Origin of the sequence: Microbacterium sp. 71-36 (assembly GCF_001898305.1) — a bacterium.
In the GTDB taxonomy this organism is placed as follows: Bacteria; Actinomycetota; Actinomycetes; order Actinomycetales; family Microbacteriaceae; genus Microbacterium.
The window spans coordinates 145,593-159,626 of the sequence record NZ_MKTP01000004.1 but is presented as its reverse complement, the minus strand read 5'-3'; the positions used below and the strand labels follow the sequence as shown (position 1 = coordinate 159,626).

Annotated in this window: 13 protein-coding genes; all 13 read left to right on the top strand. The window is 70.5% G+C overall.

Going from position 1 to position 14,034, the window contains the following annotated elements; genetic code table 11:
• Positions 1-60 precede the first annotated feature (60 nt).
• The 13 genes from BGO45_RS12260 to BGO45_RS12200 all read left to right on the top strand — a co-directional run bounded on the left by BGO45_RS12260 (position 61) and on the right by BGO45_RS12200 (position 13,960).
• Positions 61-1,356, top strand: a complete 1,296-nt coding sequence (locus BGO45_RS12260) for an ABC transporter substrate-binding protein (protein ID WP_292694649.1) — start codon at positions 61-63, stop codon at positions 1,354-1,356.
• 65 nt (positions 1,357-1,421) lie between these two features.
• Positions 1,422-2,306 (top strand): carbohydrate ABC transporter permease, encoded by an 885-nt coding sequence (locus tag BGO45_RS12255; protein WP_076493024.1) that lies wholly within the window; start codon positions 1,422-1,424, stop codon positions 2,304-2,306.
• 6 nt (positions 2,307-2,312) lie between these two features.
• Complete coding sequence (locus BGO45_RS12250; RefSeq protein ID WP_292694648.1) at positions 2,313-3,206, top strand: carbohydrate ABC transporter permease; 894 nt, start codon at positions 2,313-2,315, stop codon at positions 3,204-3,206.
• Complete coding sequence (locus BGO45_RS12245; RefSeq protein ID WP_292694647.1) at positions 3,203-4,243, top strand: NAD(P)-dependent alcohol dehydrogenase; 1,041 nt, start codon at positions 3,203-3,205, stop codon at positions 4,241-4,243. The genes BGO45_RS12250 and BGO45_RS12245 overlap by 4 nt, the downstream gene beginning before the upstream one ends.
• Positions 4,240-6,822: a glycoside hydrolase family 78 protein gene (locus BGO45_RS12240; RefSeq protein WP_292694646.1), complete on the top strand. Its 2,583-nt coding sequence runs from the start codon at positions 4,240-4,242 to the stop codon at positions 6,820-6,822. Before BGO45_RS12245 ends, BGO45_RS12240 begins: the two co-directional genes overlap by 4 nt.
• A gap of 61 nt (positions 6,823-6,883) precedes the next feature.
• Complete coding sequence (locus BGO45_RS12235; protein WP_292694644.1) at positions 6,884-7,882, top strand: zinc ABC transporter substrate-binding protein; 999 nt, start codon at positions 6,884-6,886, stop codon at positions 7,880-7,882.
• On the top strand, positions 7,879-8,691 hold the full coding sequence (locus tag BGO45_RS12230) for a metal ABC transporter ATP-binding protein (protein WP_292694643.1): 813 nt from the start codon (positions 7,879-7,881) through the stop codon (positions 8,689-8,691). Before BGO45_RS12235 ends, BGO45_RS12230 begins: the two co-directional genes overlap by 4 nt.
• Positions 8,688-9,548 (top strand): metal ABC transporter permease, encoded by an 861-nt coding sequence (locus BGO45_RS12225; protein WP_292694642.1) that lies wholly within the window; start codon positions 8,688-8,690, stop codon positions 9,546-9,548. Before BGO45_RS12230 ends, BGO45_RS12225 begins: the two co-directional genes overlap by 4 nt.
• Positions 9,549-9,590: 42 nt before the next feature.
• Entirely contained in the window at positions 9,591-10,004 is a 414-nt protein-coding gene (locus BGO45_RS12220; protein WP_076493036.1) for a Fur family transcriptional regulator, read from the top strand.
• A 94-nt stretch (positions 10,005-10,098) separates the two neighbouring features.
• Positions 10,099-11,019 (top strand): permease, encoded by a 921-nt coding sequence (locus tag BGO45_RS12215; protein WP_292695174.1) that lies wholly within the window; start codon positions 10,099-10,101, stop codon positions 11,017-11,019.
• Positions 11,012-11,869, top strand: coding sequence for a TIGR03943 family protein (locus BGO45_RS12210; protein WP_292694640.1), 858 nt, complete (start codon positions 11,012-11,014; stop codon positions 11,867-11,869). Before BGO45_RS12215 ends, BGO45_RS12210 begins: the two co-directional genes overlap by 8 nt.
• Entirely contained in the window at positions 11,859-13,265 is a 1,407-nt protein-coding gene (locus tag BGO45_RS12205) for a hypothetical protein (RefSeq protein ID WP_292694639.1), read from the top strand. Before BGO45_RS12210 ends, BGO45_RS12205 begins: the two co-directional genes overlap by 11 nt.
• Positions 13,262-13,960: a DNA-3-methyladenine glycosylase gene (locus BGO45_RS12200; RefSeq protein ID WP_292694637.1), complete on the top strand. Its 699-nt coding sequence runs from the start codon at positions 13,262-13,264 to the stop codon at positions 13,958-13,960. The genes BGO45_RS12205 and BGO45_RS12200 overlap by 4 nt, the downstream gene beginning before the upstream one ends.
• Positions 13,961-14,034 lie beyond the last annotated feature (74 nt).

The following is a 14,034-nucleotide window of genomic DNA, read 5'->3' as shown; positions in this document are numbered from 1 at the left end:
AGGCTTGCATAATCCTCTTGAAGCGCTTCAATGACGGAGGCGCGTTTTCGAGGAGGAAAAGTGTCCACAGCATTCATGCGGTCGCGCCGGACGGTCGCCATCGTCGCGGCAGGTGCCGCCGCGCTCCTGGCCCTCACCGCCTGCGCCGGTGGCGGCGGGAACGCCGCCGGAGGGTCGAAGTTCTCGTTCCTGGTGAACCAGGAGAACACCACGATCCCCGATCTCTTGACGAGCCTCAGCACCGATCAGTGCAAGGCCGAGAACGACGCGCAGCCGCTCGAGGTCGAGACGGTCCCCCAGACGCAGCTCGACCAGAAACTCCAGCTGCTCGCCGGCCAGAACGCGCTGCCCACGCAGTACGCGGCGGGCAACGCCCCGGCCCTCACGAAGGAGCTCGCCAAGGGCGGCCAGGTCCTCGATCTGAAGAAGACCCTCACGGATCTGGGCGTCATCGACAAGATCCAGCCCGCCGCCATCTCCACCATCGAGCAGCTCTACGGCGGCTTCAACGTCCTGCCGTACCAGTACAACATCGAGGGCATCTGGTACAACAAGAAGCTCCTCAGCGACAACGGCCTCCAGGTTCCCGAGACGTGGGACCAGCTCACCGCAGCCGCCGCGAAGCTCCAGGGCGCGGGCGTCCAGCCGTTCTCCGCCTCGGGTGAGCAGGGCTGGCCGATCACCCGCCTGATCAGCGGCTACATCTTCCGCGACCTCGGTCCCGATGCGCTGCAGAAGGTCGCCGACGGCGAAGCCAAGCTCACCGACCCGGAGTACGTCGCCGCAGCCCAGGCCGTCGCCGATCTCGGTACCGCCGGCTACTTCGGTCAGGGCGTGGGCTCGATCGACTACGACACGGCGTTCAACACCTTCCTCACCGGTAAGGCCGCCTTCTTCTACATGGGCAGCTGGGCGCTGGCGAACTTCGCCGACGAGACGGCGAACCAGATCGGCTCGGACAACATCGGGTTCCTGCCCTTCCCCAGCGTCACCGGCGGCAAGGGCGACGCCAGCCAGACGCCGGCGAACGTCGGTCTGCCCATGGCGCTGTCGGCCAAGGCTTACAACGACAACACCGGCAAGTGGCTCACCTGCATCGCGAACAACTACGGCGCCGAGTCCCTGTCGAAGGCCGACACCATCTCGGGCTTCACCGTCGACGGTGACGTCCAGGTCGACGACCTGACCAAGCTCGTGCAGGACCAGATCTCCTCCACCAAGGAATCGGTGCTGTGGTTCGAGGCGCTCTTCAGCGCCAAGGCCACCGAGACGAGCCAGAAGAACGCGGCGCAGCTGCTCACCGGCGCGACCTCTCCCCAGGACTTCATGAGCCTGGTGCAGGCCGACCTGGGCTGACGTGTCCTCCGAGGCGGGGGCGACCAGCCTCGCCCCCGCCTCCCCTCCCCTCCGAAGGAATCCCCATGAACAAAGTCCTCGGCGACCGCCGCGCGATCGCGCTGCTGCTCGGGCCGGCGCTCCTCGTCTACACCCTCGTCATGCTCATCCCTGTGGTGTGGTCGCTCGGGTACACGCTCTTCGAGGGCAACGCGATCTCGGGATTCGAGTTCGTCGGCACCGACAACCTCGTGCGCCTGTTCACGGACCCGCGCGTCGCCGAGGCCCTCCGCTTCACGCTGCTCTACGCGGTGATCATCACCGCGGGGCAGGTGCTGCTCGGGTACCTGCTCGCGCTCTTCTACGTCTTCGTCCTCCGCAACCGCGGCAGCGTCGTCCGGACCCTGGTGTTCTTCCCCGTCATCATCCCCACCGTCGCCGTCGCCCTCATGTTCCAGAAGCTCTTCGAGGTGGCGCCGCAGACCGGCCCGGTGAACGCCCTGCTGAACGTCTTCGGGGTGGCATCCATCGACTGGTTCGGCAGCCCCGTCAGCGCGATCGTCGTCCTGGTGATCATGGATCTCTGGCGGTCGATGGGCTTCTACGCGGTCCTGCTCTACACGGGCCTGCTCGACATCCCCGACGACATCATGGAGTCCGCGCGCCTGGACGGCGCGAACGGCTGGCGCATGGTGCGCAGCATCGTGCTTCCGCTGTCCCTGCCGGTCCTGCTCTCGTCGATCATCTTCTCGATCAACGGCACCCTCAAGGTCTTCGACTCGATCGTGGCCCTGACCAACGGAGGCCCGGGAACGGCGACCACTCCGCTGACCCTCTACATGTTCCAGACCTCGTTCAGCTACGGCGAATACGGCTACGGCGCCTCGATCGCGCTGCTGCTGACGATCCTGTGCCTGATCGTGACCGTCTTCATCTTCCGGTCGTCTCGTCGCGACGTCACGAAGGGCTGATCCGCCATGTCCACCGCCACCCTTCCGACCTCCTCCGAACAGCTGCGTCCTCGACGCCGCCCGGCTTCGCGCTCGGGCTCGGTCCGCCGCATCCCCGGCACCGTCCTCATCGTCCTGCTCGTGGCGATCGAGGTGCTCCCGTTGCTCTGGCTCCTCATGAACTCCTTCAAGAGCCAAGACGAGTTCCTCAACGCCCCCACCTGGGCGCTCCCGCGCGAGCTGAACCTGCAGAACTACGTCGATGCCTGGGTCACCGGCAACATCGGCCAGTACCTCGGCAACAGCGTCGTCGCGGTGTTCCCCGCGCTGGCGCTCATGCTGCTGCTCGGCGTCGCCGCCGGGTTCGTGCTCGAGGTGATGGTGTTCCGCGGGCGGGGCGGCATCCTGCTGCTCTTCCTCGCGGGCATCATGGTGCCCGGCCAGATGATCCTGCTCCCGCTCTTCTCGGTGTACTTCCAGGCGGGCATCACCGGGTCGCTGTGGCCGCTCATCATCACCTACACGGCGACGGGTCTGCCCCTCACGGTGTTCATGATGGCCACGTACTTCCGGGCGATCCCCCGGGAGGTGTTCGAGGCGTCGACGCTGGATGGCGCGTCGATCTTCCGGTCCTTCTTCTCCGTCGCGCTGCCCATGGCCCGCAACTCGATCGTCACCGTCGGGCTCGTGCAGTTCTTCTTCTTCTGGAACGACCTGCTCATCGCCCTGACGTTCACCAACTCGTCGCAGCTGCGGACGGTCCAGGTGGGACTGCTCAATTTCACCGGACAGTTCGGTGCGACGCAGTACGGCCCGCTGTTCGCGGCGATCTGCATCAACGTGTTCGGCATCCTGGCGATCTATCTCGTGCTCAACCAGCGCATCATGGCGGGCCTGGCCAGCGGCGCGGTGAAGGGATGACGGCTCCCGAGTCCGTCCGCGCGGCCGTGATGACGGCGGTCGACACGACCGTCGTCGAGACCCGGCCCGTGCCCGTCCTCGGCCCGCACGAGGTGCTCGTGGAGATCCGCGCGGTCGGCGTGTGCGGTTCGGACGTGCACTGGTATCGCGAGGGGCGCATCGGCGCGACGCGGGTCGCGGATCCCCTCGTGCTCGGGCACGAGGCATCCGGGGTCATCGTCGCGGTCGGCGCCGACGTCTCCGACACCCGCAGGGGTCGTCGCGTCGCCATCGAGCCCGGCGTGCCGTGCGGGCAGTGCGGGCAGTGCCGATCCGGGCGCTACAACCTGTGCCCTGACGTGCGCTTCTTCGCGACCCCGCCCGTCGACGGGGCGTTCGCGACCCACGTCGCCGTCTCCTCGGACTTCGCCCACGACGTCCCCGATGCCCTCGACGACGACGAGGCGGCACTCATCGAGCCGCTCGCGGTCGCGCTATGGGCCGCGCGGAAGGCGGGGATCGCGATCGGCGACCGCGTCCTCGTCAGCGGCGCGGGCCCCGTCGGTCTGCTCGTGCTGCAGGTGGTGCTCGCGGCGGGTGCCGAGGTGTGCGTGAGCGACGTGTCCACGGAGCGTCTCGCCGTGGCCATGGACTTGGGCGCGTCGACGACCGTCGACCCGCGTAGCGACCCGCTGCCCGCGGACCGCACGGTGCTCATCGAGTGCTCGGGAGTCGCCGCGGCCATCCGCGCCGGGATCGCGGCGCTGGTGCCGGCCGGTCGCGCCGTGCTGGTGGGCATGGCCGCGGACGGCGAGGTCACGCTCCCGCTTGATGTGCTCCAGTCGCGCGAGATCTCGCTGACCGGCACGTTCCGCTACGCGAACCAGTACCCGGATGCCATCGCGCTCGCCGCGAGCGGACGGGTGGATCTGCGCCGCCTCGTGACGAGCGTGCACCCTCTCGGCGCCGTGCACGACGCCCTTCTTCTCCCCGGGCGCGATCGCGCCGCCCTCAAGCCCATGGTTCACCCGCAGCAGGATGAGATGACCACCGCATGACCGTAGACGTATCCCCCCTCACGTTCGAACACCTCCGCGATGCCCTCGGCATCGGCGTGGCGGCCCCGCGCGTGTCCTGGAAGACCACGGCCCCCGCCGGGTGGCGGCAGACCGGCTACGAGCTCGAGATCACGACCGGGCGCGGCGTCGAGACGTCCGGTCCCGTGCGCAGCGCCGAGTCGGTGCTGGTCGACTGGCCCTTCGCTCCGCTCGCCTCGCGCGAAGGCGCGACCCTCCGCGTGCGTCTCTTCGGCGACGACGACGTGGCGTCGGCGTGGTCGCCGCCGTCGCGGGTCGAGGCGGGACTGCTGGATGCCGCGGACTGGATCGCGGGCGTCGTCGGGCCCGCGTGGGACGAGGAACCCGAGGAGCTGCGGCATCCGCCTCGCGTCCGTCGCGCGTTCGAAGTCGCGTCGGAGGTCCGGCGCGCGCGGCTGTACGTCTCGGCGCACGGTCTGTACGAGGTCGAGATCAACGGCCGTCGCGTGGGCGATGACGCGCTCTCCCCGGGCTGGACGGTCTACGGCGAGAGGCTCCGGTATTACACGTACGACGTGACCGAGCACCTCCGCGAAGGAGCGAACGCGATCGGCTCATGGCTTGCCGATGGCTGGTACCGCGGGCGCCTGGGGTTCCATGGCGGCTACCCGAACCTCTACGGCAGCGACATCGGTCTCATCGCGCAGCTCGAGATCGAGCACGTCGACGGCACACGGTCGGTCGTGGCGACGGATGCCGAATGGGAGGCGGCACCGAGCCCGATCGTGTCGACCGGCCTCTACGAGGGCGAGCACTTCGACGCGCGACGGGACGCCCCGGACTGGGCCACGGTCGAGGACCCGGCGTGGACCCCCGCGCGGCTCCTCCCGGTCGATCACGCGACGCTCGTGGCGCCCGAGGGCCCGCCCGTGCGGTGCACCGAGGAACTCGCTCCGGTCGAGGTGACGCGGTCGTCGACGGGGGCCTGGGTCCTCGACTTCGGTCAGAACATCTCGGGACGCCTGCGCCTGTCGGTGGATGCCGAGCCGGGACGCGTCATCACCCTCCGTCATGCCGAGGTGCTCCAGGGTGGCGAGCTGTACACCCGGCCCCTCCGCGGGGCCGAGGCCACCGACGTCCTCGTGCATCGCGGCGGGGGCCTGGAGTGGGAGCCGCGTTTCACGATCCACGGCTTCCGCTACGCCGAGGTCACGGGGTGGCCGGGCGACATCGCGCCCGGTGCGATCACCGCGCGGGTCTACCACACCGACATGGAGCGGACCGGATGGTTCTCGTCGTCGGATCCGCTGCTGAACCGGCTGCATGAGAACGTGCGGTGGTCGATGCGCGACAACTTCGTCGACATCCCCACCGACTGCCCGCAGCGCGACGAGCGACTGGGGTGGACCGGCGACCTCCAGGTGTTCGCGCCCGCGGCATCCTTCCTCTACGACTGTTCCGGAATGCTCCGCTCGTGGCTGCGCGACGTCGCCGTCGAGCAGCTGCCGGACGGCACCGTGCCCTGGTACGTGCCGGTCATCCCCGGTGGCGAGGAGTGGACGCCGATCCGCCCGGGCGCCGCGTGGGGCGACGTGGCGGTCCTGACTCCGTGGACGCTCTACCGGCAGTTCGGTGATGCGCGGATCCTCCGCGACCAGTACGACTCGGCGCGCAAGTGGGTCGATCTGGTCTCCCGGCTCGCGGGGCCCGCACGCCTGTGGAACACCGGCTTCCAGCTGGGCGACTGGCTCGACCCGGCGGCTCCTCCGCACGATCCCGCGGATGCCACGACCGATCGGTACCTCGTCGCGACGGCGTACTTCGCCTGGTCGAGCCGTCACCTCGCGAAGACGGCGGAGGTGCTCGGCCGCGCGGACGACGCGGCGATCTACGCACAGCTCTCAGACGAGGTGCGCGAGGCGTTCCGCCGCGAGTACGTGACGGCGTCGGGACTCCTCTCCAGCGACGCGCAGACCGCGTACGCCCTGGCCATCGAGTTCGAGCTGTACGCGGACACGGCGGAACGCGACGTCTGGGGTGCACGCCTGGCCGAGCTCGTCCGCGCCGGCGGCAACCGCATCGCGACGGGCTTCGCGGGGACCCCGCTGATCACCGACGCGCTCACGCGGTCGGGGCACGTCGAAACCGCGTACGACCTCCTGCTCGAGAAGGAGTGCCCGTCGTGGATGTACACGGTGCTCTCGGGCGGCACGACCACGTGGGAACGCTGGGACAGCCTGCTCCCCGACGGCACGGTCAACCCCGGCGGCATGACCTCGTTCAACCATTTCGCGCTCGGCGCGGTGGCTGACTGGATCCACCGCACCGTCGGCGGGCTGGCGCCGCTCGAGCCCGGATACCGGCGGATCGTCTTCGCGCCGCGTCCGGGCGGTGGGCTGACCCATGCGTCGGCGGAGCACGAGACGCCATACGGACGCGCCGCGATCGCGTGGCGCATCGCCGACGGTGAGCTGGCGGTCGAGGTACGAGTCCCGACGGGGGTGACCGGTGTGGTCGACCTCCCCGACGGCCGGCGATTCGAAGTGGCGTCAGGCCTGCACGAGTTCGTTGCGCCGGTGGGGGTCGTCATCGGCGTATGACGAGAGGAGCCGTCCGCTCCTGAGTTTGAGAACGGTTATCACTACCGATACAGTGAGGGTCATGACCCGACGCCTCCTCGCCCCTCTCGTCCTCGGCGCGGCCTCCGTGCTCGCCCTCGCCGGCTGCGCCGGCACCGCCCCGTCGGCCGGTGGTGCGACCGACGCATCCGGCAAGGTCTCCGTTGTGGCATCCACCGACGTCTACGGGTCGATCGCCGAGTCCATCGGAGGCGACTTCGTCGACGTGACGTCGATCATCACGTCGCCGACGCAGGACCCGCACGAGTACGAGGCGAGCGCGCAGGACCAGCTCACCCTCAAGGGGGCGCAGCTGGTCATCGAGAACGGCGCCGGCTACGACGCGTTCATGGAATCGCTCATCGACGCGAGCGGATCGTCCGCCGAGGTGCTCACCGCCGTGGAGTACAACCACGACTACCCCGGTGCCGAGTCGCACGACGATGCCAGCGCCGCGCCCAGCGAGAGCGCCGACGACCACGCCCACGCCGAGGGCGACGGTCACGACCACATCGAGGGCTTCAACGAGCACGTCTGGTACGACCCGCACACGGTCGAAGACCTCGCGAAGGCGATCGCCGAGCACCTCGGCGAGCTCGCGCCCGACCACGCCGCCGACTTCACCGCGAACGCCGACGCGTTCGTTCAGCAGGTGGCCGGCCTCGAGGACTCGCTCGGCCAGATCGAGGCGAAGGATGCCGGCGCGAAGGTCTTCGTCACCGAGCCCGTGCCCGTGTACCTCATCGAAGCCGCGGGTCTGGTGAACGCGACTCCCAACGAGTTCAGCGAGTCGGTCGAAGAGGGCCAGGACGTGCCGCCCGCGACCCTGCTCGAGTCGCTGCAGCTGATCGACTCCGGCCAGATCAAGGTCATGATCGTCAACCCGCAGACCGGTGGCGCCGAGACCACGCAGGTCATGGACGAGGCGAAGGCCAAGAACATTCCGGTGCTGGAGTTCACCGAGACCCTCCCCGAGGGCCAGACTTACCTCTCGTGGATGCAGAGCAACATCACCGCGCTGTCGGACGCCCTGGCGGCGTGAGCGACACCGCCCCCCTGCGTATCCGCGGTGCCGCCCTCGAGCGGGGCGGGCGTGAGCTGTGGTCCGGGCTCGACCTCGAGGTCGGGCCCGGCGAGCTCGTTGCGGTGCTCGGGCCCAGCGGCTCGGGCAAGACGACGCTGCTGCGCGCCATCCTCGGGCTCGAACGGCTGAGCGGCGGCACCATCGAGGCGCTCGGCTCGCCGGTCCGCCGCGCCGGCAACCGCCGCATCGGCTACGTCCCGCAGCAGCGGCCGTTGCCGCGCGAGACGCCGCTGCGCGGACGCGACATCGTCGGTCTCGGCGTCGACGGACACCGGTTCGGGCTGCCGTTCTCGCGCCGCAGAGACCGCGTCCGCATCGAGGAGCTGCTCACCGCGGTGGGCGCCGACGCGTTCGCGGACCGCCCGGTGGGGCTGCTGTCCGGCGGGGAGCAGCAGCGGCTCCGCGTGGGGCAGGCCCTCGCCGACGACCCGCGGCTGCTGCTGTGCGACGAGCCGCTGACGAGCCTCGACCTGGCCAATCAGCAGGCCGTCGTGCGGCTGATCGACCGCCACCGGCGCGAGCGGGACGCGGCGGTGCTGCTGGTCACCCACGACGTCAATCCCGTGCTCGCCCACGTCGACCGCATCCTCTACATCGCCCACGGCCGCTTCACGCTCGGCACCCCCGAAGAGGTCCTGACGTCCGAGACGCTGACCGCGCTGTACGGCGCGCCCGTCTTCGTGACCCGCGCCGGGGGACGACTCGTCGTCGTCGGAGCTCCGGACGCCGAAGACGAGCACCACCATCACGACGAGGAAGACGCATGAACTGGTCCGACGTCGGAAACGCCCTGTTCGGCGGGGTGAGCCAGTACGGCGCGATCCTCGAACTGGTGCAGAACTCCGTCTACGCGGGCGCCGTGCTCGGCCTGGTCGGGGGACTCATCGGCGTGTTCGTGATGCAGCGCGACATGGCGTTCGCGGTGCACGGCATCAGCGAGCTCTCCTTCGCCGGCGCGGCGGTGGCGCTGCTGATCGGGGTGGACGTCGTCTCTGGCTCGATCGTGGGGTCGCTCATCGCGGCGGCGATCATCGGGCTGCTCGGAGCGCGCGCCCGCGACCGCAACTCGATCATCGGCGTGCTCATGCCGTTCGGCCTGGGTGTCGGCATCCTGTGCCTGTCGCTCTACAACGGCCGCAGCGCCACCCGGTTCAGCCTGCTCACCGGGCAGATCGTGTCGGTGCAGAGCGCCCAGCTCGGCTGGCTCGTCGTCATCGGACTGATCGTGCTGCTCGCGCTGCTGATGATCTGGCGCCCGCTGCGCTTCGACTCGCTCGACCCGCAGTCCGCCGCCGCGCGCGGCGTCCCGACCACGGCCGTGTCGCTCGGGTTCATGCTGCTGCTCGGACTCATCGTCGCCGTCGCGGTCCACATCATCGGCGCCCTGCTCGTCATGGCGTTGCTGGTCACGCCCGCCGCGGCGGCGATGCGGGTGGCATCCGGTCCCCTGTCGGTGCCGCTGCTGGCGGCGTCGTTCGGCTTCGTCTCCGCGGTCGGCGGCGTGCTCCTGGCCGTGGCCGGGACCCTCCCGGTGAGCCCGTACATCACCACGATCTCGTTCCTGATCTACCTCGTCTGCCGGGTGATCGGGGCGCGTCGCGACCGCACCACCCGGGCGGTGTAGTCCCCAGCCGATTCACCATCGGGCCTCGGTAGACTCGACCGCATGGTCCAGCGCAACACGTGGCAGCGCGAGCGCGTGCGCGAAGCGCTCGCTGGTGCGGGCGGCTTCGTCAGCGCCCAGTCGCTGCACGCGACCCTGCGCGACGAGAACACCGGCATCGGTCTGGCCACCGTGTACCGTGCGCTCGCGGGACTCGCGGCCCAGGGCGATGCCGATTCGCTGCAGAGCCCCGAGGGCGAGAACCTCTTCCGCGCGTGCGAGACCCGCGGACACCACCACCACCTGATCTGCCGCTCGTGCGGCGTCGCCGTCGAGATCGAGGCCGACGCCGTCGAGGAGTGGGCGCAGCGCACCGCCGCCCAGCACGGTTTCTCCCAGGCCGAGCACGTGGTCGACATCTTCGGTGTCTGCGCCGACTGCGCGCTCGCGCGCGCCCGTGAGCGTGGCGACGAGTAGTCGCTCCGTCGCGTCGGCACCCCCGCGTTCCGGCGTCACGCGCACCCTCGTCGGCTTCGGCGTGGGCGCGGTCGTCGTTGCCGCGCTCTTCCTCATCGACGCGTTCGCCCCGACGTTCTTCACCGCCCCCCTGCCCACCCGCGCGCAAGACGGACTGACCCTCGCGCTCAGCGTCCTGATCGAGTCGTTGCCCTTCGTGGTGCTGGGCGTGCTGCTGTCGATCATCGTGCAGGTATGGGTGCCGCCGGGGGCGATCGAGCGCTGGATGCCACGTGCCGCGTGGGCGCGCCGGGCGGTGCTGTCGTTGCTCGGCATGCTCATCCCGGTGTGCGAGTGCGGCAACGTCCCGTTCGCGCGCGGGCTGCTCATGCGCGGCTTCCGTGTGTCGGACACGCTGACGTTCCTCGTGGCCGCGCCGATCGTGAACCCGATCGTCATCATCAGCACGCACGCCGCGTTCGGCTTCAGCGACGGCATCCTCGTGGCGCGCCTGGTCGGCGGGTTCCTCGTCGCGAACCTCATCGGCTGGCTGTACAGCCGGCATCCCGACCCCGACAAGCTCCTCACCGAGCGCTTCCTCGAGACGTGCGAGATCGTGGTCCAGGAGCGCGGCGGCCGGGGTCGCCGGTCGCTCGCGCAGCTCGTCGTCGAGCTCCGCTCGGTCATGCCGGCGCTCATCATCGGCTCGATGATCGCGGGTGCCGTGCAGGTGCTGATCCCGCGCAGCGCGCTGCTGGCGATCGGCTCCGACCCCGCCCTGTCGATCGCGGCGATGATGGTGCTGGCCGTCGTGGTGTCGCTGTGCTCGAACGTGGACGCGTTCTTCGCCCTGTCGTTCGCCTCGACCTTCACGCCGGGCTCGATCGTGGCGTTCCTGGTCGTCGGCCCGGTGGTCGACCTCAAGATGTACGCGCTGCTGCGCACGACCTTCACCACCCGCGTGCTCGTCGGGCTGACGGCGATCGTCGTGCTGTCGGCCTTCGCCCTGGGAACGGTGGTGAACCTCCTTGTCTAGAACGGGCGCTCTGGCCACCCGGTGGCTCGGCGTGGGACTGACCGCGTGTCTCGCGGTCACCACGATCGCGCTGTGGATCACGGGTCGCATCTCGCTGTACATCAACCCCGACTCGGCCTGGTTCGCCGTCGGGATGTCGGTCGTCGCGCTGCTCGGCGCGATCGCGACGTTCGCGCTCCCGCTCGGCGCGGAGGCCGACCACGGCCACGATCACGAACACGGGCATTCCGTCGCGCCCGCCCGCGCCCGCCGCGAGGCCTTCGCGCACGCGGATCACGACCACGGCGATGCCCCCGACGCACACGACGCCGCCGCCCACGATCACCTCGCCGCGCGGCCCCGCCTCACAGCGGCGGGTCTCGCGGCGTTCAGCGGCGGCCTCATCGCGTCCGGAGCGGTGGTGGCCGTGCTGCTGACCCCGCCCGCCTCGCTGTCGGCCGAGCTCGCCGTCTCGCGCGACGTCGGGGCTCCGCCGCTGTTCGTCGGCTCGGACGTGGTGACCCTCGCCGCGTCGGGCGACACCTCGAAGTTCGGCATCGGCGACTGGTCGGCGGTCTTCGCGCACGCGACCAACCCCGAGACCTTCGACGGCAAGCCCGTCACCCTGACCGGGTTCATCACCCCCGGGCAGGACGGCGCGAGCTTCGACCTCACGCGCCTGGTCATCACGCACTGCGTCATCGACGCCCAGACGGCGCGGCTGCCGATCACGGCGGCGGGGTCCGCTCCGTCGACCGGGCAGTGGGTGACGGTGACCGGAACGGTCCGGTCCACCGGCGACGGCGCGCTCGAGGTGCACGCCGACCAGGTCGCCGCGATCGACGAGCCGGCGGATCCGTATGAGTACTGACTCTCGTCGTGCCCGCACGCGCCGACGCCGCGGTCGTGGATACCTGTTCGCCTTCGCCGCGGTGATCGGCGCCCTCGTCCTCGTGGGCGGCGTCGGCGGCGTCGTCTCGGTGGCGCAGGGCCCGCGGGTGACGGACGTGCAGGTCGATCCCGCCGCCGCCGTCGCGGCATCCGGGGCCCGCGTCATCCTCACCACGACCCAGTCGCTCGAGAAGATCGACGTCTCGCAGGTCCAGGTCGAGCCGGCGACGCCGTTCACCGTCGACACGTCCGGCCGCAGCGTCGGGATCCGCTTCACGCTGCCCCTGCGCGACGACTCCGACTACACCGTGACCGTGAACGGCGTGAAGGGCCTCGGCGCGGGGCCCGCCTCGACGTTGACCGAGACCTTCCGCACCCCGCCGCTGTCGGCGTTCCTCATGCAGCGCGGCACGGCCGACGGCGACACGATCTTCCGCACCGACCTCCAGGGCGATGCCGGGTTGCCGGTGTTCACCCACGAGCACATCGAAGACTTCCGGGCCACCGCGAACCACCTGGTCATCTCGGTGCGCGAGGGCGACCGTGCGCGGGTCATCGTGACCGACCTCGACGGACAGAACGCCCGCGACATCGCCCTGCCGGGCCCGGGGTTCGTCTCGAACCTGCAGTCGGCCGACCGTGGCGAGCGCATCGGGTTCACCTTCTCGGATGCCACTCTGGGCACCGCCGGAGGGCGCGAGAGCAAGCTGTTCACGGCGTCGGCCGCGGACGACGCGCCGCCGGTGGAGATCGGTCTCAACGGCGGTGACGTGCGCGTGGGCGACTGGCGGTTCGTGCCCGACACCGACAGCATGCTCGTGCTGACGTTCGACTCGCGGCTGCTGCTCACCGACGCGCAGGGCGGGAACGCCGCCCCGCTGGGGAGCGCCCTGTCGATCGACGGCATCGCCCGAGGATCCTCGGTCGCGATCGTCGAGCGGCTGGAGGGCATCCGCGAGATCAACCTGACCGACGGTTCCGAGCAGCCGCTCGAAGACCCCGTCGACCCGCCGGGCATGCCGGGCCGGGCGACGCCGGTCCCGGGGACGGGCGCCGGGACGATCCGGTCGTTCGCCGACATCGGCTCCGACGGCGCCTATCGCGCCACGACGATCGGACACGTCGACACCGACGGCACCGTGCGACCGCTGCTCGAGGTTCCCGGCACCGACACGGTGCTGCAGACGTGCGTGTCGCCGAGCGGACGCTACGCCGCGGTGCTGGTCGCGCCGAAGGCCGTCGACAATCCGTTCGACCGCTATCAGCTGCCCCTGCCCGGGCGGCTGCAGACCCACCTGGTCGAGATCGACTCGGGTCAGGAGGTCGCGGCCCTGCAGGGGTTCGACCTGTCGTGGTGCCAGGTGCCGCCCGGATGACGCGACCCGCCACGCGCGACGATCTCGCGGGGCTTCCGGTCGAGGTCGCGCCGTCGCTGCTCGGCGCCTGTCTCGAGACCGTCGTTGGCGGCGAGACCGTTCTGCTGCGCATCAGCGAGGTCGAGGCGTACCACGGGCTCGGGACGGGGGACCGCCCCGATCCCGGCTCGCACGCGCGCAGCGGTCCCACGGCGCGCAACGCGACGATGTGGGGAGAACCCGGTCACCTCTACGTGTACCTGAGCCACGGCATCCATTCGTGCGTCAACGTCGTGTGCGGCCCCGACGGCGTCGCCGGCGGTGTGCTGCTGCGCGGCGGCGAGGTGATCGAGGGCGCCGACGTCGCCGACCGACGTCGGCGGGAGCGCGGAGGCGTCGTCCGGACGCCGCGCGACCTCGCCCGCGGACCGGGACGCCTGGGGGATGCCGTGGGCCTGCGGCATCCGATCCACGACGGGATCGACGCTGTCACGGGCGCCGAACGGGCGGGTGCCCGCGCGCGGCTGTTCCTCCCCGACGAACCGGCTGCACCGACGACGGGACCACGGGTGGGCGTGGCCGGGGTCGCGGGGACGGATGCCTTCCCGTGGCGGTTCTGGATCGGCGGCGACCCGACGGTGTCGACCTTCCGATGGGGGCGGGGAGCGGCGGAAGCCGCCGCCCGTCAAGGCGACACGCCGGGCATGCTAGACTGAACGCTTGTCTGCGCGCACTCCAGCACGCAGTACGTACCCCCTCTTCCGATCCCGGCCTCGTGCTGTGCCCGGAA